General features: G+C 69.9%; 15 protein-coding genes. 3 read left to right on the top strand and 12 right to left on the bottom strand.

Features of this window, described 5'->3' with window-relative positions:
* Positions 1 to 11: 11 nt before the first annotated feature.
* The 8 genes from mltG (AB0I38_RS25495) to AB0I38_RS25460 all read right to left on the bottom strand — a co-directional run bounded on the left by mltG (AB0I38_RS25495) (position 12) and on the right by AB0I38_RS25460 (position 8331).
* Positions 12 to 1151, bottom strand: a complete 1140-nt coding sequence (gene mltG, locus AB0I38_RS25495) for an endolytic transglycosylase MltG (RefSeq protein ID WP_358472180.1) — start codon at positions 1149 to 1151, stop codon at positions 12 to 14.
* 247 nt (positions 1152 to 1398) lie between these two features.
* Positions 1399 to 2466: an endolytic transglycosylase MltG gene (mltG, locus tag AB0I38_RS25490; protein ID WP_358472178.1), complete on the bottom strand. Its 1068-nt coding sequence runs from the start codon at positions 2464 to 2466 to the stop codon at positions 1399 to 1401.
* Between the two features lie 46 nt (positions 2467 to 2512).
* A complete protein-coding gene (ruvX, locus tag AB0I38_RS25485) occupies positions 2513 to 2995 on the bottom strand; it encodes a Holliday junction resolvase RuvX (RefSeq protein ID WP_189125706.1) in 483 nt (160 codons plus the stop codon).
* Between the two features lies 1 nt (position 2996).
* Entirely contained in the window at positions 2997 to 5669 is a 2673-nt protein-coding gene (alaS, locus tag AB0I38_RS25480; RefSeq protein ID WP_358472175.1) for an alanine--tRNA ligase, read from the bottom strand.
* A gap of 17 nt (positions 5670 to 5686) precedes the next feature.
* Positions 5687 to 5917 carry a hypothetical protein gene (locus AB0I38_RS25475; protein WP_358472173.1) on the bottom strand — a complete coding sequence of 77 codons (231 nt, stop codon included), beginning with the start codon at positions 5915 to 5917 and terminating at the stop codon, positions 5687 to 5689.
* A complete protein-coding gene (locus AB0I38_RS25470; RefSeq protein ID WP_358472171.1) occupies positions 5914 to 6288 on the bottom strand; it encodes a DUF948 domain-containing protein in 375 nt (124 codons plus the stop codon). Before AB0I38_RS25470 ends, AB0I38_RS25475 begins: the two co-directional genes overlap by 4 nt.
* 240 nt (positions 6289 to 6528) lie before the next feature.
* Positions 6529 to 7842, bottom strand: coding sequence for a replication-associated recombination protein A (locus AB0I38_RS25465; RefSeq protein WP_358472169.1), 1314 nt, complete (start codon positions 7840 to 7842; stop codon positions 6529 to 6531).
* A 9-nt stretch (positions 7843 to 7851) separates the two neighbouring features.
* On the bottom strand, positions 7852 to 8331 hold the full coding sequence (locus AB0I38_RS25460) for a DUF2231 domain-containing protein (protein ID WP_358472167.1): 480 nt from the start codon (positions 8329 to 8331) through the stop codon (positions 7852 to 7854).
* A gap of 187 nt (positions 8332 to 8518) precedes the next feature.
* Between AB0I38_RS25460 and AB0I38_RS25455 the strand changes: the two genes are divergently transcribed.
* Positions 8519 to 9394, top strand: a complete 876-nt coding sequence (locus AB0I38_RS25455; protein WP_358472165.1) for a peptidylprolyl isomerase — start codon at positions 8519 to 8521, stop codon at positions 9392 to 9394.
* A gap of 72 nt (positions 9395 to 9466) precedes the next feature.
* Here AB0I38_RS25455 and aspS read toward each other — a convergent pair whose 3' ends face one another.
* Genes aspS through AB0I38_RS25440 form a run of 3 tightly spaced genes read right to left on the bottom strand, consistent with a single transcriptional unit; the run spans position 9467 to position 13139 of the window.
* Entirely contained in the window at positions 9467 to 11203 is a 1737-nt protein-coding gene (aspS, locus tag AB0I38_RS25450) for an aspartate--tRNA ligase (RefSeq protein WP_358472163.1), read from the bottom strand.
* Positions 11200 to 12459 carry a histidine--tRNA ligase gene (gene hisS, locus AB0I38_RS25445; protein WP_358472161.1) on the bottom strand — a complete coding sequence of 420 codons (1260 nt, stop codon included), beginning with the start codon at positions 12457 to 12459 and terminating at the stop codon, positions 11200 to 11202. The genes aspS and hisS overlap by 4 nt, the downstream gene beginning before the upstream one ends.
* Positions 12459 to 13139 (bottom strand): MBL fold metallo-hydrolase, encoded by a 681-nt coding sequence (locus tag AB0I38_RS25440; protein WP_358472159.1) that lies wholly within the window; start codon positions 13137 to 13139, stop codon positions 12459 to 12461. Before AB0I38_RS25440 ends, hisS begins: the two co-directional genes overlap by 1 nt.
* Positions 13140 to 13278: 139 nt before the next feature.
* Between AB0I38_RS25440 and AB0I38_RS25435 the strand changes: the two genes are divergently transcribed.
* Positions 13279 to 14145: a peptidylprolyl isomerase gene (locus tag AB0I38_RS25435; RefSeq protein ID WP_358472157.1), complete on the top strand. Its 867-nt coding sequence runs from the start codon at positions 13279 to 13281 to the stop codon at positions 14143 to 14145.
* A gap of 62 nt (positions 14146 to 14207) precedes the next feature.
* Positions 14208 to 15437: a DUF349 domain-containing protein gene (locus AB0I38_RS25430; protein ID WP_358472155.1), complete on the top strand. Its 1230-nt coding sequence runs from the start codon at positions 14208 to 14210 to the stop codon at positions 15435 to 15437.
* Between the two features lie 127 nt (positions 15438 to 15564).
* Here the strand turns inward: AB0I38_RS25430 and AB0I38_RS25425 are convergent, their stop codons facing one another.
* The gene (locus tag AB0I38_RS25425) at positions 15565 to 17757 is read right to left on the bottom strand and encodes a RelA/SpoT family protein (protein ID WP_358472153.1); all 2193 of its coding nucleotides are present in this window, start codon (positions 17755 to 17757) and stop codon (positions 15565 to 15567) included.
* Positions 17758 to 17842: the final 85 nt, after the last annotated feature.

Raw genomic sequence — 17842 nt, 5'->3', positions numbered from 1 at the left:
CCGCGCTCTGGTCAGCCGCCGTTGCTGCGGAGCTCTTGGAGCAGCACGGCGAACTCCGCATCCGTGGAGGCGAACTTCGTGACGTTGCTCTTCGGGTCGGTGGCGACGAACCACAGCCAGTCGCCCTTGGCTGGGTTGAGGGCGGCCTCGATCGCGTGGTCGCCGGGGTTGCTGATGGGACCGGGCGGCAGGCCGTGGAACTTGTAGGTGTTGTACTTCGAGTTGCTCTCCAGCTGGGCGTGCGTGGCCTGCGTGCCGTAGGTGTTGAGCGCGTAGAACACCGTACTGTCCATCTTGAGCTGCATCGGCGGATTGTGATTGAGGCGGTTGTAGATGACACGGGAGATCTTGGGCATGTCCTCGTGCCGGCCCGCCTCGGCCTGGATGATGCTGGCGATCGTGATGATCTCGTGCGGCGTGTGGCCGAGCTTCTTCGCGCCCGCGACCAGGCCGGCCTTGTCCGCCGCCTGCTTGTACCGGTCGACCATCGCCTCCAGCATCTCGGACGGCGTGGTCTTCGGCTGGAACTCGTACGTGGCGGGGAAGGCGTAGCCTTCGAGCTTGCCCTTGGCGTAGGACGGGAGATCCAGCCCTCCGGTCTTCTTCGCCGCGGCGACGAAGTCCTTGCCGGGCTTGCCGGTCTTCTTCGCCAGCTGGGTCAGGGTGTCGGACAGCCGCAGGCCCTCCTCCAGGGTCACCCGGACGAGCATGCGGTTGCCGGAGTCGAGGAGCGTCACCGCGTTGGCGGCGGACATGCCCTTGCGCAAGGTGTACTGGCCGGGCTGGAGCGAGTCGCTCTTGCCCGCGTTGGTGATCGCGTTGGTGAAGGCCCTGGCGCTCGCGACGACCCCCTGCCGTTCGAGCTCCTGCGCGACGTCGGAGGCGTTCTGGCCCTCCTTGATCTCGATGACCACGTCGCCCTTGCCCTGACCGGTGAAGTCATCGGGGACGAGGGCGCCGCTGAGCCACTGGTAGCCGAAGTAGCCACCGCCGCCGAGGATGCCGGCGAGGATGATGAACGCGAGAAGCGGGGCGATGAATCCGCCCCGGTTGCGGCGTTTGCGCCGCCTGCGGTTTCCTCGTCTGCCGGAACCGCGGGTACGCCGCTGGTTACGACTGTCGTCGTCCTCGGCGCCAAGCAGAAAGTCCATGTCGAGCTCGTTCATAGGTGCGGTGGCCAATCTCCCGGTGCGGCACCGGCAGCTTCAGGTCCGGGAACCGAATCGCCGGGAGTAACCGAGTGGAATGGGGGGATCCGCCGGACATATACCCATGGCCAGCAATGATCACTCAGAGTAATCGTGGTGAGAAGCCGAGAGAGGACACGCGCCCCGCGGCGGGGGCTCTGCTTGGGGATCGTCACGATCCCCTGCGGGATGGGGGGGCTCCCGGCAAGCATCAGTCAGTCCCGAGGTATCGGTTCAACTCTTCCCGGTATCTCACGAACTCGCTCTCTTTGTCGGTGAATTTGGTGATTCTATGCGCCGGATCCGTGGTAACAAACCAGTACCAATCGCCCCTAGCTGGGCGCAAGGCCGCCATCAGCGCCTTCTCTCCCGGACTGGAGACCGGTCCGGGCGGTAGCCCCTTGTGCAGGTAGGTGTTGTACGGCGAGTCGATCTTCGTGTCACTCTCGGAGACCTTCAGCGTCCGCCTGCCCTGGGCGTACAGCACGGTCGTGTCGAGCTGGAGCGGCATGTTCGCATTGAGCCTGTTGTAGATCACCCGGGCGATCTTCGGGTAGTCGGCGTCACGGCCGCCCTCGGCCTGCACGATGCTGGCCACGATCACGACCTCCCGCGGGGTCAGGTGCACCCGTGCCGCCCGCGCCTCCAGGTTGACCTTGGCCGCCGCCACGCCGAACCGCTCGGCCATCGCGGCCAGCATGTCCACGGCCGAGGCCCCCGGCTCGACCTCGTACGTCGCCGGGAACAGGAAGCCCTCCAGCCCCCGCGCGTACGCGGGCAGGCCGACGAGAGCCGGGTCGGCCGAACGCAGCTCCTTCAGCGGCAGCCCGGACTGCGCTGCGACCCGCTCCAGCGTCTCGTCGATCCGCATGCCCTCGGGCACCATGACGCGCCTGACGATCCGGGAGCCCGGAGCGAGCAACAGGTCCAGCGCAGCTCCCGCGGCCATGCCCCTGCGCAGCCGGTAGTGGCCCGGCTTGAGCCGGTCGGCCACCGCGCGGGCCACGGTCTCGTTGACGAACGACCGGGCACTGGCCACCACACCCGTCTCGGCCAGCTGCGTGCCGACGTCGCTCGCGCTGGCGCCGGGCGCGATCCGCACGGTCACCTTGCCTCTGCCGCGCCCATCGAAATCGTCGGGCACGACGTACGGCTGCAGCACCGCGTAGGCGGCCGCCCCCAGCGCCACGACGGAGACGACCACGCCGGAGACCAGCGTCCCCGCCCTGCGCCGGGCCTTGGGCCGCCGGCCACTTCGGGACGGGGAATGTGCGGTCAAGCGACCACCCCTGGCGTGGTCCTGCCGTGCCGGATGCCGAGCCCGGTCATGAGGCCGGTCCGCCGGCCGCCGCGGAAGGCGGTTCGACGGGCCTGCCCGGTGGTCTGTCGGTGGCTCGCTCGACGTCGAGCGCGTCCTGGAGCAACACGACCGCGGCCGCCTGGTCGACGACATCGCGCTGCTTGCGGGCGCGCACACCGCTGGCGCGCAGCCCCTGCTGGGCCGCGACGGTGGTGAGCCGCTCGTCGAAAAGCCGCACGGGCGTGGGCGCGAGGCGCACGGCCAGCGCCGAGGCGAACGTGCGCGCCAGCGCGGCCGCCTGCCCCTCGCGGCCGGACAGCGAAGTGGGCAGGCCCACCACGACCTCGATCGCCTCGTGCTCCGCGACGATCACGGCGATGCGGTCGAGGTCGCCCTTGCCTCGCCTGACGGTCTCGACCGGCGTGGCCAGCATCCCCGAGGGGTCGCTGCGGGCCACGCCGATGCGGACGGATCCGACGTCGACACCGATCCGTGAACCGAACCGCATGTCAGCCGAGCTGCCCCTCGATGGCCTGCTCGACGAGCCGCAAGGCGTCGCCGATCGCCTCCGGCCGAGTGCCGCCCCCTTGCGCGACGTCGTCCTTGCCGCCACCGCCACCCCCAAGCGCCTTGGCGGCGACGCCGACCAGTCTCCCGGCCTTGAGCCCACGCTCGCGTCCCGCCTCATTGACCGCGGCGACGACCACGGGCCGGTCGGCGGGTACACCGGCGATCACGATGATCGCGGGCCGGTCGGCCGGGAATCTGCCACGCACATCAAGCGCGAGCTTACGCAGGTCGTCGGCGCCGGTGCCATCAGGCGCGCGGTGGGTCACCACCGAGACGCCCTGCTGGTCACGGGCCTGGGAGGCCAGCTCTCCGGCCACCTGGAGCACCTGCGCGGAACGGAGTCTCTCCAGCTCCTTCTCGGCGGTGCGCAGCCGGCCGACGATGCCCTCGACGCGCTCGGGAAGCTCCTCGCGGCGGGCCTTGAGCTGCTCGGTGAGCTGGGCGACCAGCACGCTCTCGCGCGCCAGGAACCGGAACGCGTCGATGCCGACGAGCGCCTCGACCCGGCGCACGCCCGCGCCGACCGACTGCTCGCCCAGCACCTTGACCAGGCCGAGCTGGCCGGAGCTGTGCACGTGGGTGCCGCCGCACAGCTCGCGGGAGTAGTCGCCGATCTCGACCACGCGGACCTCGTCGCCGTACTTCTCGCCGAACATCGCCAGCGCGCCCATCGCCCGGGCCTCCGTCTGGGAGGTGTAGAAGGCGTTGACCTTGAGGTCGTTGATGAGCACGGCGTTGACCTCGTCCTCGACGTCACGCAGCACGCTCGGCGGGACGGCGCCCGCGGCGGTGAAGTCGAAGCGGAAGCGGCCGGGCGAGTTTTCGGAGCCGGCCTGGGCCGCCGACTCACCCAGCGCGTTCTTGAAGCCGCGGTGGACGAGGTGGGTGGCGCTGTGGCTGCGCGAGATCGCGCGGCGACGCTCCAGGTCGATGGACGCCTGGGCCTCGTCGCCGGTCTTGAGCTCGCCGCTGCGGACGGTGCCGCGGTGCACGACGAGACCCGCGATCGGCGACTGCACGTCGAGGATCTCTACCTCGGCGCCACCGGAGCGGATCACGCCCTGGTCGGCGAGCTGGCCGCCGCCCTCGGCGTAGAACGGGGTGCGGGCGAGCACGATCTCGACGCTCGTGCCCGCGCCCGCCGCCGGCACCGGAACGCCGTCGACGAGGATGCCGAGCACGGTGGTCTCGGCCTCGGTCTGGTCGTAGCCGAGGAACTCGACCTTGCCGGCCTGCTCCAGGAGCTGCCCGAAGACGGAGATGTCGGCGTTGCCGGTCTTCTTCGCCGCCGCGTCGGCCTTGGCCCGCTGGCGCTGCTCCTTCATCAGGCGCCGGAAGCCCTCCTCGTCGACCTTGAGCCCGTGCTCGGAGGCCATCTCAAGGGTGAGGTCGATGGGGAAGCCGTAGGTGTCGTGCAGCTGGAACGCCTGGTCGCCGGAGATGGTCGAGCCGGACTTGCGCTTGGTCTCCTCGACCGCGACGTCGAAGATGGCCGTGCCGGTGCGGAGCGTGCCGAGGAACGACGCCTCCTCGGCGTCGATGACCCCGTGGATCTGCGGCGCGTCGGCCTTGAGCTCGGGATACTGCTCGCCCATCACGTCGATCGCGACGTCGGTCAGCTCGTGCATGTAGCGCTCGTCGCCGGAGCCGAGCAGCCGCAGGTTGCGCACGCTGCGGCGCAGGATGCGGCGCAGGACGTAGCCGCGGCCCTCGTTGCCGGGCATGACGCCGTCGGCCACGAGCATGGTGCCGGTGCGGACGTGGTCGGCGATGACGCGCAGGCTGACGTCGGCACGCTCGTCGCGGCCGTAGCGGGTCCTGGTGAGCTCGGCCGCCCGGTCGAGGATCTTGTAAGTGGTGTCGATCTCGTAGATGTTGTCGACGCCCTGCAGGATCGCCGCCATGCGCTCCAGGCCCATGCCGGTGTCGATGTTCTTGTTCGGCAGCTCGCCGGCGATGTCGAAGTCGACCTTGCTGCGGACCTCGCTGAGTTGGTACTGCATGAACACGAGGTTCCAGACCTCGAGGTAGCGGTCCTCGTCGGCGACCGGGCCGCCGTCGCGGCCGTACTCGGGGCCGCGGTCGTAGTAGATCTCCGAGCACGGGCCGCCGGGGCCGGGCACGCCCATGTGCCAGTAGTTGTCCTCCAGGCCGCGGCGCTGAATGCGCTCGGCGGGCAGCCCGACCTTGTTGTGCCAGATGTCGAACGCCTCGTCGTCCTCGAGGTAGACCGTCGCCCAGAGCCGGTCCTCGGGGAAGCCGAAGCCGCCCTCGGACTCGGGCTTGGTGAGCAGCTCCCAGGCGAACGGGATCACTTCGGCCTTGAAGTAGTCGCCGATGGAGAAGTTGCCGAGCATCTGGAAGAACGTGGCGTGCCGGGTCGTCTTGCCGACCTCGTCGATGTCAGGGGTGCGTACGCACTTCTGGGCGGTGGCCAGCCGTGACCCCGGAGGCTTGCGCTGCCCCAGGAAGTACGGCTTGAACGGCACCATACCCGCGTTGACCAGGAGAAGCGTAGGGTCCTCAGCGATCAGGCTGGCCGAGGGCACGATCTTGTGCCCACGCTCCTCGAAGAAGCGTAGGAAGCGGCGCGCTATCTCTGCCGACTCCATGATGGCCATCCTTTGCGTTAGTCGTTGGTTTCAGCGTTGTCGAGCCCGAACCGGGCCCGCAACTCGATTTCGCGGTCGGCGGCCTCGCCGAGCGCGTCGGAAGTAAAGTCTCTCACCTGCGCGAGCATGCCCGCGGCGCCCTTGGCCGTGCGGCGGGCGACGTGCTGGGGGTGCAGGGCCTGCAGCCTGCGCACCACCCACAGCGTGAGGAACGCGCCCAGCGAGATGTAGAACAGCCGCCTGATCATGGCCGCCGCCTGCCCCTGGGCTGCTTGCGGGCCTCGATGGCCCGGCGGACGCCGTAGCCGATCGACGACACCTTGATCAGCGGCCCGGTGAAGACCGTCTGGGTCACCGCGCTCAGCTTGGCCGCGTGCCCGCTGACCTGCTTGACGTCTCTGGCGATGGCCTCGACCGCGACGAGCTGCCTGTTGGTCTCGCTGACCGTGACGCCCATGTCGTCGAGCAGCGGCGTCATGCGGCTGGTCAGGTCGGAGACGGCCCTGGCCGTCTCGGTGAGCAGTCTCGCGAGCTTGATCAGCACCATGGTGAGCACGCAGACCAGGACTATCCAGCCCGTGGCCGCGATCAGCGCCGCGACCTCTCCAGCGGTAAGCATCCGCTCATCTCCCTCGTACGCCACGCCGGAACGGCAAGACCCTATCGCGTTCGAGCACCCAGGCTACTGGGCTCGAACACCCTGATCATGCCGCCACGTCGGCCACGGGGCTTTCCCGGCCCACTCGTGTGCCCCCTCGATCCGCCCTCCCCCGGCGCGGCGGGCGCCCCGGGCGGCGTCGAACGAGGCGCCGTGGCCGGTCAAGAGGTGATGTGCTCCGATGCGAGCCGGGGCCGGAGGTCAGGAGCCCCGGAGGAAGTCGCGGATCCGGGCCCAGCGGTCGGCCACCGGGGCCTCGGCGCCGTGCTTGGTGGGCTGGTAGTAGCGCCGGTCGCGGATCTGCTCGGGCGCGTAGTCCTGGCGGACCAGGCCGTGGTCGAAGTCGTGGGGATACTGGTAGCCCTCGCCGTGGCCGAGCTTGGCGGCGCCCGGGTAGTGGCCGTCGCGCAGGTGGCCGGGCACCTGGCCGATGAGGCCGCGCCGCACGTCGCCGATCGCCTCTCCGATCGCCTTGACGACGGCGTTGGACTTGGGCGCCAGCGCGCAGTGGATGACCGCGTGGGCGAGGTTGATCTGCCCCTCGGGCAGCCCGATGAGCTGCACGGCCTGCGCCGCGGCGACCGCGGTCTGCAGGCAGGTGGGGTCGGCCATGCCGACGTCCTCGGAGGCGAAGATGACGATGCGCCGGGCGAGGAAGCGGGGATCCTCGCCGGCCTCGATCATGCGGGCGAGGTAGTGGAGCGCGGCGTCGGCGTCGGAGCCGCGCATCGACTTGATGAACGCGCTGATCACGTCGTAGTGCTGGTCGCCCTGCCGGTCGTAGCGGACGGCCGCCTTGTCGACGGCCTTCTCCACCACCTCGACCGTGATGGCGCCCTCGCCGGAGTCGGTCAGCAGCGCGGCGGCCTCAAGGTAGGTCAGCGAGCGGCGGGCGTCGCCGCCGGCCAGGCGTACGAGATGGTCGAGGGCCTGGGGGGCGATGGTGGCGCGGCCGCCGAGGCCGCGCTCGTCGGACACCGCGCGCTCCAGGACCACCCGGACGTCGTCGTCGGACAGGGACTCCAGCGTGAGCAGCAGCGAGCGCGACAGCAGCGGAGAGATGACCGAGAAGAACGGGTTTTCGGTGGTGGCGCCGATGAAGGTGACCCAGCGGTTCTCGACGGCGGGCAGCAGCGCGTCCTGCTGGGCCTTGTTGAAGCGGTGCACCTCGTCGACGAAGAGCACCGTCTGGCGGCCGGTCATGCCCAGCTCGCGGCGGGCGGTGTCGATGGCGGCGCGGACGTCCTTGACCCCGGCCGAGACGGCGGAGATCTCGACGAAGCGGCGCTTGGTGACATTGGACACGACGTAGGCCAGCGTGGTCTTGCCGGTGCCGGGCGGCCCCCACAGGAAGAGCGACATCGGCGCCTCGCTCTCGACGAGCCGGCGCAGCGGGGTGCCGGGACCGAGCAGGTGACGCTGGCCGATCACCTCGTCGAGCGTGCGCGGCCGCATCCGGACCGCCAGGGGCTGGGGTGTGGCCTCCTCAGCAGCCGAATCGAACAGACTCTCCACAACGCGAGATTACACGGCCCATACCGCTCTCGCTCCCGAGTCCCCGGCGCGGAAGACGTAGTAGCCGACGACCGCGGCCAGTGCCACGGTCACGGCCGACACGACGATGGTGGCGGTGCGGCCGAACCTCTCGCCGACCGTGTCGCGCGAGGACGTGGTGCCGTAGACCAGCAGCAGCGCGGCGACGGACAACCCGGCGACGGACAGCAGCAGCGGGGTGGCGAAGCTCTGGTGGCTGGCGATCCGCTCGCCCAGCACGCCGTCCGCGGTGGCGAAACGGGCCTGCTTGAGCGCCTCGCCGCTCACCTTGGCCGTGAAGACCGCGGCGGGGGCGGCCAGGGAGAGCAGCACCACCGCCCACGACAGCACGGGACGCCGGCGGGGCAGCAGCGCGTAGGCCACGGCGACGGCGGCGAGCAGGGGCGTCAGCACGACGGCGAAGTGGATGATCAGCGGATGTGCGGGCAGGCCGAGGATCTCGTCGAACATGCGCGGGCTCCTTAGTTCTCATTTCAACTACGTCTGCCAGAACGATATGGTTCGCGCCCGACCCGTGCTATTCGTAGCCCGCTGGCACCACTGATCGGTTTTCGTCACTTACGTCCAGCACATTCAAGGGCCGGTAGCATTCGCGGAGTTGTTTGGTCATGTGTAGGCAAAAATGGAGGACATACCCGTGAGCGCCGACGACCGCCAGAGCGACCTGGCGCGCGAGCACAAGGAGCGGCAGGCGCAGCGTGCGGCCGAGCAGTCCGCCAAGTCCAAGCGAAACACCTTCATCGGCGCGGGACTGGCCGTCGTCGTGGTGGCCGGCGGCATCTTCGCCGCGACCACTCTGGTCGGCAAGGACTCGAGCACCCCTGTGGCGTCCGAGAGCACGCCGTCGCCCTCAGGCCTGCTGGGGGAGCCGTCCGCCACTCCCACCGCGACCGGCCCCGTCACCTGCACCTACAAGCGGGACACCTCCGACGTCCCGATGAAGTACGTGGGCATGCCGGGCGCCAAGCCCAACATGAAGCTGAAGACGATGACCATCGCCACCAACCACGGCAACATCGTCATCGACATCGACCCGGCCGTGACGCCCTGCTCCGTCAACTCGATGGCCTTCCTGGCCAAGAAGAACTTCTACAACGACACCAAGTGCCACCGGCTGGTGACGCCCGAGGTGTCGGGGCTGTTCCTGCTGCAGTGCGGCGACCCGAAGGCCAAGGCCGACGGTAAGAACCCGACGGACGGCCAGGGCACGGCGGGCTACGTCTTCCAGGACGAGGCCGTCGGCGCGATGCCCTACGGGCGCGGCGTGGTGTTCCTCACGCAGCCGCAGGACGCGGCCGGCCAGAACAGCAGCCAGTTCGCCATCTCGTTGTCGGACGAGAACGCGCAGCTCGAGCCGCAGTTCTCGGTGCTCGGCGTGGTGAGCTCCGGCCTGGAGATCATCGACAAGGTGGCCAAGGACGGCGTCATCGTCAACGACGACGACATCACCGGCGACGGCGGCTCCACCGCGCCGAAGAACCCCATCATCATCAAGAAGGTCACGGTTCGCTGACCTCCTTGGCAGGACGACGGCCGCCTCCCCTTTCGGCAGGGAGGCGGCCGTCGTCGCGCCGAGGGCGGGAGGCTAGACCTCCGCCTTCGGCTGGGCGTCGATGCCCGCCTCCTTGCGCTGCTCGGCGGTGATGGGCGTCGGGGCGCCGGTGAGCGGGTCGAAGCCGGAGGCCGTCTTGGGGAAGGCGATCACGTCGCGGATCGACTCGCCGCCGCACAGCAGCATGCAGATGCGGTCCCAGCCGTAGGCGATGCCTCCGTGCGGGGGCGGGCCGAACTTGAACGCCTCCAGCAGGAAGCCGAACTTGCTCTCGGCCTCCTCCTTGGAGATGCCGAGCACGTCGAAGACGCGCTGCTGCATCTCGGCGCGGTGGATCCGGATCGAGCCGCCACCGATCTCCATGCCGTTGCAGACCATGTCGTAGGCGTAGGCCAGGGCCTCGCCGGGGTGGTCCTGGAAGGTGTCGGCCCACTCGGGCTTGGGCCCGGTGAACGGGTGGTGCACGGCGGTCCAGCCGCCCTCGCCGTCCTCCTCGAACATGGGCGCGTCGACGACCCACAGGAACGACCACAGGGACTCGTCGATCAGCCCGCGGCGGCGGCCGATCTCCAGCCGGGCGGCTCCCAGCAGCTCGCGGGAGGCGTGCCGGGCCCCCGCGGCGAAGAAGACGGCGTCGCCCGGCTTCGCGCCCACGAACTCGGCCAGGCCGGACAGCTCCTCGTCCGACAGGTTCTTGGCGACCGGGCCGCCGAGGGTGCCGTCGTCCTGCACGAGCACGTAGGCCAGGCCCCTGGCGCCGCGGGAGCGGGCCCACTCCTGCCAGCCGTCGAGCTCCTTGCGGGTCTGCGAGGCCCCCTGGGGCATGACGACCGCGCCCACGTAGTCGGCCTGGAACACCCGGAACGAGGTGCCGGCGAAGTAGTCGGTCATCTCGACGAGCTCCTGGCCGAAGCGCAGGTCGGGCTTGTCGGAACCGTAGCGGGCCATCGCGTCGGCGTAGGTCATGCGCGGCAGCGGCATCGGGATCTCGACGCCGAGGATGTCGCGCCAGAGGCGTTCGATCAGCTTCTCGCCGACCGCGATGACGTCCTCCTGGTCGACGAACGACATCTCGACGTCGATCTGGGTGAACTCCGGCTGCCGGTCGGCGCGCAGGTCCTCGTCGCGGTAGCACCGGGCCAGCTGGTAGTAACGCTCCAGCCCGCCCACCTGGAGCAGTTGCTTGAACAGCTGCGGCGACTGCGGCAGGGCGTACCAGCTGCCGGGCTGCAGCCGCACCGGAACCAGGAAGTCACGGGCGCCCTCGGGCGTGGACCGGGTCATCGTCGGCGTGTCGACGTAGACGAAGCCGAGCTCGTTCATCACCTCGTTGGCCAGGAAGGTGGCCTTGGAGCGGATCCGCAGCGACTGGGCCACCTGCTGGCGGCGGATGTCGAGGTAGCGGTACTTGAGTCTGGCCTCCTCGGACACGCCCACGTTGCCCTCGATCGGGAACGGCAGCGGCGCCGACTCGCTGAGCACCTCGACCGTGTCGGCCACGACCTCGATCGCGCCGGTGGGCAGGTCGGGGTTGGCGTTGCCCTCGGGCCTGACCCTGACCTCGCCGACCACCTTCACGCAGTATTCGGCGCGCAGGTCGTGGGCGTGGTCCTCCTCGCGGAAGACCACCTGCGCCGAGCCGGAGGCGTCACGCAGGTCGATGAAGACCACGCCACCGTGATCACGGCGCCGGGCCACCCATCCCGCGAGCGTCACCTGCTGCCCGGCGTGCTCCTCCCGGAGCGACCCTGCCGTATGCGTGCGGATCACTGCACTTTCCCCTTCAGAATGTCGGCGACCTGGGCCAGCGGCACCTCGGTCTGCTCAGCGGTGGTCAGGTCCTTCAGTTGTACGGCCTGCGCGGCCAGGTCACGCTTGCCCAGGATCAGCGCGAAGCGGGCGCCCGAGCGGTCGGCCCCCTTCATGCTGCCCTTCAGGCCCTTGCCGCCGAAGGCCATGTCGGCGCTGACGCCGGCCTGGCGCAGCTCGTCGACGAGCAGGAACATCCGCCGGCGCGCGTCGTCGCCCAGCGGGACACCGTACACCTGGACGCGGCCCTGCTCGGTGTCGGTGAGCAGCCCCTCGGCCTCCATGGCGAGGTAGGTGCGGTCGACTCCGAGCGCCCAGCCGACGCTGGGCAGCGGCGGGCCGCCGAGCATCTCGCTCAGCCCGTCGTAGCGGCCGCCGCCTCCGACGGCGGACTGCGAGCCGAGTCCGTCGTGCACGAACTCGAACGTGGTGCGGGTGTAGTAGTCGAGCCCGCGCACCAGCCGGGGGTCGTCGTCGAACGCGATGCCCGCGGCGCCCAGCAGCGACCGGACCTCCTCGTGGTAGGCCTTGCAGGCCGGGCACAGGTGGTCGACGACCAGGGGCGCGCCGGTCAGCTGCGCCCGCACCTCGGGCCGCTTGTCGTCGAGCACCCGCAGTGGGTTGATCTCGACGCGCGACCGGGTGTCCTCGTCGAGGTCGAGACCGCGCAGGAATGCCTGCAGCGCGGCCCGGTAGGCGGGCCGGCACGTCTGGTCGCCGAGCGAGTTGACCAGCAGCCGGACGCCCGTCAGGCCGAGCGAGGAGTAGCCCCGCGCGGCGAGGACGATCAGCTCGGCGTCGAGCGCCGGGTCCTCCGCGCCGAGGGCTTCAGCTCCGACCTGCCAGAAGTGGCGATAACGCCCCTTCTGCGAGCGTTCATAGCGGAACTGGCTGCCGGAATACCACACCTTCACCGGCAGCCGGCCGTTGTGCAGGCCGTGCTGCAGCACCGCGCGCACGACCGAGGCGGTGCCCTCGGGGCGCAGCGTCAGCGAGCGGCCCGCCTTGTCGGGGAAGGTGTACATCTCCTTGGAGACGATGTCGGTCGACTCGCCTACGCCCCTGGCGAACAGCTGGGTGTCCTCGAACACGGGCGTCTCGACATAGCCGTAGCCCGCCAGCCGCGCCGGGGCGGCGAGCGCCTCGCGGATCGCGAGAACCTGCTCGGAGCGGGGTGGCAGCCAGTCGAAGGTGCCCTTGGGTGCTTGGAAACTCATTAGATCCCTCGTGTGGGACCGGCGTGCGGCGCGGCCTCCTTGAGATAAGGGTTGGTGGCGCGCTCGCGGCCGATCGTGGTCTGTGGTCCATGGCCCGGCAGGACGACCGTATCGTCCGGCAGCGGCAGGCACTTGGAGGCCAGGCTGCGCAGGATCGTCGGATAGTCGCCGCCCGGGAGGTCGGTGCGGCCGATGGAGCCGGCGAACAACAGGTCACCCGAGAAGAGGATCTCGTCGCCGGGCGCCCGGAAGCTCACCGACCCCCTGGTATGGCCGGGTGTGTGGTCGACCACGAGCTCGAGGCCCGCCAGCCGCAGCTCGGCCCCGTCGGCCAGCTCCCTGACGTCGTCGGGCTCGCTCAGCGTCAGACCGCCGAACACCTGCTTGGTGCCCGGCGACAGCCCGGCCGCCGGGTCGCTCAGCAGGTGACGGTCGTCGGGATGGATCCAGGCGGGCACGTCGCGCGCGCCGCAGACCGGCGCCACCGACCAGACGTGGTCGAGGTGACCGTGGGTGAGCAGGACCGCGACCGGCTTCAGCCGGTGCTCGCGCAGCAGCTCGTCGACCCCGTCGACGGCGTCCTGACCAGGGTCGATGATCACGCACTCCTCGCCCGAGGCGGGCGCGACGACGTAACAATTGGTCTGGAAGGCCCCTGCGGGGAAGCCGGCGATGAGCATCTGCCTCAGCTGATCTCGTCAAAAAAGCCAATGGGAATGTAACCGAAGGGTACCGGTGCGGGTCGCCGGGCTGCGAATCATTACCCATTGGCCGATACGATTCGCCCACCTCAGTTGATTCACTATGGGAGGCAAAGCGGTGGCCACGGGGAAGGACCGGCAGAAGCAGCTGGCACGCGAGCACTACGAGCGGCAGCTGAAGAACCGTCACGAGCGCGAGCAGCGTGCCAAGCGCACCGCGATCATCGGCTCCACCGTGGGAGTCGTGGTGGTGGTGGGCGGCATCGTGGCGGCGGTCGCGCTCATGGGCGGTGACGCCGGCACAGAGGCCGCGGCGACGCCCACGCAGCCGCCGACCGAGACGGCTCCGGCGTCGCCCGCCGCGCAGCCCAAGCCGTACGACGCCACGAGCGGCACCTGCGGCTACGTCGCCGACACGGCGGGCGGCAACGTCAAGGACGTGGGCATGCCGCCGGCGAAGGTGAAGCTCACGCCCGCCACGAAGACCATGACGCTCAAGACCAACCTGGGCGACATCGTGGTCAAGCTCGACAACGCCAAGGCGCCCTGCACGGTCAACTCGCTGGAGTTCCTGGCGGGAAAGAAGTACTACGACGGCAGCAAGTGCCACCGTCTGGGCGGCGACAAGTTCCCGATGCTGCAGTGCGGCGACCCCTCGGCCAAGGCCGACGGCAAGAGCATGGACGGCGCGGGCGGCCCCGGCTACGTCATGGCCGAGGAGAACCTGGAGGGCGCGACCTACAAGCGCGGCGTGATGGCGATGGCCAAGACGCAGGCGCCGGGCAGCACGGGCAGCCAGTTCTTCCTGGTCTACGGCGACATCGGTCTCACCCCGGATTACACCCCGGTGGGTACGATCACCAAGGGACTCGACATCCTGGACAAGGTGAACAAGGCGGGCGTCCTAGGCGATGCGGGCGACGGCACCGGAGCACCCAAGGAAACCATCGAAATCAAAGACGTGACAATCGCGGGCAAGAGCTGACGTAATACAAACTAGGGACGAGTACGTCCCGAAGGGTCTGATGGAAAGTGCGGGAGGACACGGTGAGCACCGACCCGTGGGGCCGGGTAGACGACGACGGCACCGTCTACGTGCGTACGGCTGAGGGAGAGCGGGCCGTCGGCTCCTGGCAGGCCGGTGAGCCCGAGGAGGCACTGGCATACTTCCATCGCAAGTTCGACGAGCTGGCCGGCCAGGTCGCGCTGCTCGAACAGCGGGTCAAGGGCACCGACCTGGCCCCGGCGCAGGCCGAGGCGAGCATCGCCAAGCTGCGCGAGGCGGTCGCCGACGCCCACGCCGTCGGCGATCTCGCCGCGCTGACCGCCCGTCTCGACGGGCTGTCGGAGCTGGTCGGGCATCGCCGCGAGGAGGTCAAGGCGGCCCGTGAGCAGGCGCGCGCCGAGGCCAAGGCGATCAAGGAGCGCATCGTCGCCGAGGCCGAGCGCATCGCCGACGAGACCACCCACTGGAAGTCGGGCGGCGAGCGCCTGCGCCAGCTGGTCGAGGAGTGGAAGGCCGCCGACCGCATCGACCGGGTCACCGAGGCCGGGCTGTGGAAGCGGCTGTCGGCCGCCCGCACCGCCTTCGCCAAGCGGCGCAAGGTCTACTTCGCGGGTCTCGACGAGCAGCGCGAGGGCGTGCGCTCGGCCAAGGAGCGCATCGTCGAGGAGGCCGAGGCCATGGCCGGCTCCACCGACTGGGGCGCCACGGCGGCCGTCTACCGCGACCTGATGCAGCGCTGGAAGAGCGCCGGCCGGGCCTCGCGCGAGGCCGAGGACGAGCTGTGGGCCCGTTTCAAGGGCGCCCAGGACCACTTCTTCCAGGCGCGTTCGGCGGTGTTCGCCGAACGCGACGCCTCGCTCGCGGCCAACGCCGAGGTCAAGGAGCAGCTGCTGGCCGAGGCCGAGAAGATCCTGCCGGTCACCGACGTGCGCACCGCCCGGTCGGCGTTGCGCCACATCGTCGAGCGCTGGGAGGCCGCCGGGCCGGTGCCTCGCGAGCAGCGCGACCGGCTCGAGGGCGGGCTGCGCAAGGTGGACGACGCCGTGCGCAAGGCCGAGGACAACGAGTGGAAGCGGTCCAACCCCGAGGCCCGCGCCCGCGCCCAGAGCACGGTCGACCAGCTGCGCACCTCCATCGAGCAGTTGGAGAAGCGGCTGGCCAAGGCCGAGGCCGCCGGCCGCGCCAAGGACGTCAAGGAGGCCGAGGAGGCCCTCACGGCCCGCCGCTCGTGGCTGGAGGAGGCCGAGCGCACCCTGGCGGAGTTCAGCTGACCACAGGCGTCTCAGGGCCGGTTCCGCGATACGCGGGGCCGGCCCACGCCTTTCGCGTGCCGTCTCCTGGACGCGCGGCGGGCAAACCTACGGGAAAATCTCGGTCACCCGGCGCGAGCGGAGAGCGTCAGGCTCCGGCGCCGCTCACGCGGTAGACGTCGAAGACGCCCTGGATGCCGCGGACGGCCTTGAGCACGTGGCCGAGGTGTTTGGGGTCGCCCATCTCGAACGTGAACTTGCTGATCGCCACCCGGTCGCGTGAGGTGGTGACGGACGCGCTCAGGATGTTGACGTGCTGGTCGGACAGGGTGCGGGTGACGTCGGACAGCAGCCGGGGCCGGTCGAGGGCCTCCACCTGGATGGCGACGAGGAACACCGAGTCGTCGCTCGGCGACCAGCTCACCTCGACCAGGCGGTCGGGCTGCTCCTTGAGCTGCTGGACGTTGGTGCAGTCGGCCCGGTGCACCGAGACGCCGTGGCCGCGCGTGACGAAACCGACGATCTCGTCGCCCGGCACCGGCGTGCAGCACTTCGACAGGCGCACCCACACGTCGGCGTCGCCGGCCACGACCACGCCCGCGCCGCCACCGCCCCGGGGACGGCCCTTGAGGCGCGTCGGGAGCGACGTCTCGGCGATGTCCTCCTCGGCGCTGTCGACCCCGCCGATGGAGGCCACGAGCTTCTGCACGACCGACTGGGCGGCCACATGGCCCTCACCGACGGCCGCGTAGAGGGCGGAGACGTCGGGGTAGCGCAGGTCGCGGGCTAGAGCCAGCAGCGACTCACCGGACATCAGGCGCTGCAGCGGCAGGCCCTGCTTGCGCATGGCCCGGCCGATGGCCTCCTTGCCCGCCTCGATCGCGGTCTCCCGGCGCTCCTTGGAGAACCACTGCCGGATCTTGTTGCGGGCGCGGCCGGACTTGACGAACTTCAGCCAGTCGCGCGAAGGACCGGCGTCGGGCGACTTGGAGGTGAAGATCTCCACCGTGTCGCCATTGCCCAGCCTCGACTCCAGCGGCACCAACCGGCCGTTGACCCGGGCGCCGATGCAGCGATGGCCCACCTCGGTGTGGACGGCGTAGGCGAAGTCGACCGGTGTCGCGCCCTCCGGCAGGGCCACCACCTGGCCGCGCGGCGTGAAGACGTAGACCTCGGACACCGACAGGTCGAAGCGCAGCGACTCGAGGAACTCTCCCGGGTCCGCCGTCTCCTTCTGCCAGTCGAGGAGCTGCCGCAGCCAGGCCATGTCGCTGCCCGGCTTGACCTTGCCCACCGGGCCGGGCGCGCCGACCTCCTCCTTGTACTTCCAGTGGGCGGCCACGCCGTACTCGGCCCGGTGGTGCATCGCGTGGGTGCGGATCTGCAGCTCCACCGGCTTGCCCTCGGGACCGATCACCGTCGTGTGCAGCGACTGGTACATGTTGAACTTGGGCATCGCGATGTAGTCCTTGAACCGGCCGGGCACGGGGTTCCATCGCGCGTGGATCGTTCCGAGAGCCGCGTAGCAGTCGCGCACGCTGTCGACGAGGACCCGGATGCCCACCAGGTCGTAGATGTCGTCGAAGGCCACGTCGCGGGCGATCATCTTCTGGTAGACGGAGTAGTAGTGCTTCGGCCTGCCCTTGACGACCGCGCGGATCTTGGCCTCGCGCAGGTCGCCGGAGACCTTCTCGATGACCTCCTGCAGGAACAGGTCACGGCGCGGCGCCCGCTCCGACACCATGCGCGCGATCTCGTCGTAGCGCTTGGGGTAGAGCATGGCGAAGGCGAGGTCTTCGAGCTCCCACTTGATCGTGTTCATGCCCAGGCGGTGGGCCAGCGGCGCGAAGATCTCCAGCGTCTCGCGGGACTTCTGGTGGCGCTTGTGCTCGGGCAGATAGCGCATCGTGCGCATGTTGTGCAGCCGGTCGGCCAGCTTGATGATCAGCACCCGGATGTCGCGCGACATGGCGACGACCATCTTGCGCACGGTCTCGGCCTGGGCGGCGTCGCCGAACTTGACCTTGTCGAGCTTGGTGACGCCGTCGACCAGCGAGCCGATCGTGTCGCCGAAGTCGGTCCGGAGCTCGTCGAGGCCGTAGGCGGTGTCCTCGACCGTGTCGTGCAGCAGCGCGGCGCAGAGCGTCTCGTCATCGGTGCCGAGCTCGGCCAGGATCGTCGCCACCGCCAGCGGATGGGTGATGTAGGGGTCACCGGACTTACGTTTCTGGTCACGGTGGTGGTAGGCGGCGACGTCGTAGGCGCGCTCGATGAGCCGCAGGTCGGCCTTAGGGTGAGTGGCGCGAACGGTACGGAACAGCGGCTCCAGCACCGGATTCATGGCCCCACCCCCAAACCGCCGTCGACGTGCCGCGGGCGCGCCGCCAGCGGGCTCGGCGGTCCCGGCGTCGGTTACGTCAGGCACG

Source organism: Nonomuraea cavernae (genome assembly GCF_040655715.1).
Lineage (GTDB): Bacteria > Actinomycetota > Actinomycetes > Streptosporangiales > Streptosporangiaceae > Nonomuraea > Nonomuraea cavernae_A.
The sequence above is the reverse complement of the archived record's forward strand: the minus strand, read 5'-3'. Positions and strand labels throughout refer to the sequence as shown.

Bases quoted from the DNA above. Each gene is read 5' to 3' on its own strand.
- mltG (WP_358472180.1), bottom strand. From the start codon at position 1,151: ATGGACTTTCTGCTTGGCGCCGAGGACGACGACAGTCGTAACCAGCGG.
- alaS (WP_358472175.1), bottom strand. From the start codon at position 5,669: ATGGAGTCGGCAGAGATAGCGCGCCGCTTCCTACGCTTCTTCGAGGAG.
- AB0I38_RS25440 (WP_358472159.1), bottom strand. From the start codon at position 13,139: ATGCTCATCGCCGGCTTCCCCGCAGGGGCCTTCCAGACCAATTGTTAC.
- AB0I38_RS25460 (WP_358472167.1), bottom strand. From the start codon at position 8,331: ATGTTCGACGAGATCCTCGGCCTGCCCGCACATCCGCTGATCATCCAC.
- AB0I38_RS25470 (WP_358472171.1), bottom strand. From the start codon at position 6,288: ATGCTTACCGCTGGAGAGGTCGCGGCGCTGATCGCGGCCACGGGCTGG.
- AB0I38_RS25425 (WP_358472153.1), bottom strand. From the start codon at position 17,757: ATGAATCCGGTGCTGGAGCCGCTGTTCCGTACCGTTCGCGCCACTCAC.
- AB0I38_RS25475 (WP_358472173.1), bottom strand. From the start codon at position 5,917: ATGATCAGGCGGCTGTTCTACATCTCGCTGGGCGCGTTCCTCACGCTG.
- ruvX (WP_189125706.1), bottom strand. From the start codon at position 2,995: ATGCGGTTCGGTTCACGGATCGGTGTCGACGTCGGATCCGTCCGCATC.
- hisS (WP_358472161.1), bottom strand. From the start codon at position 12,459: ATGAGTTTCCAAGCACCCAAGGGCACCTTCGACTGGCTGCCACCCCGC.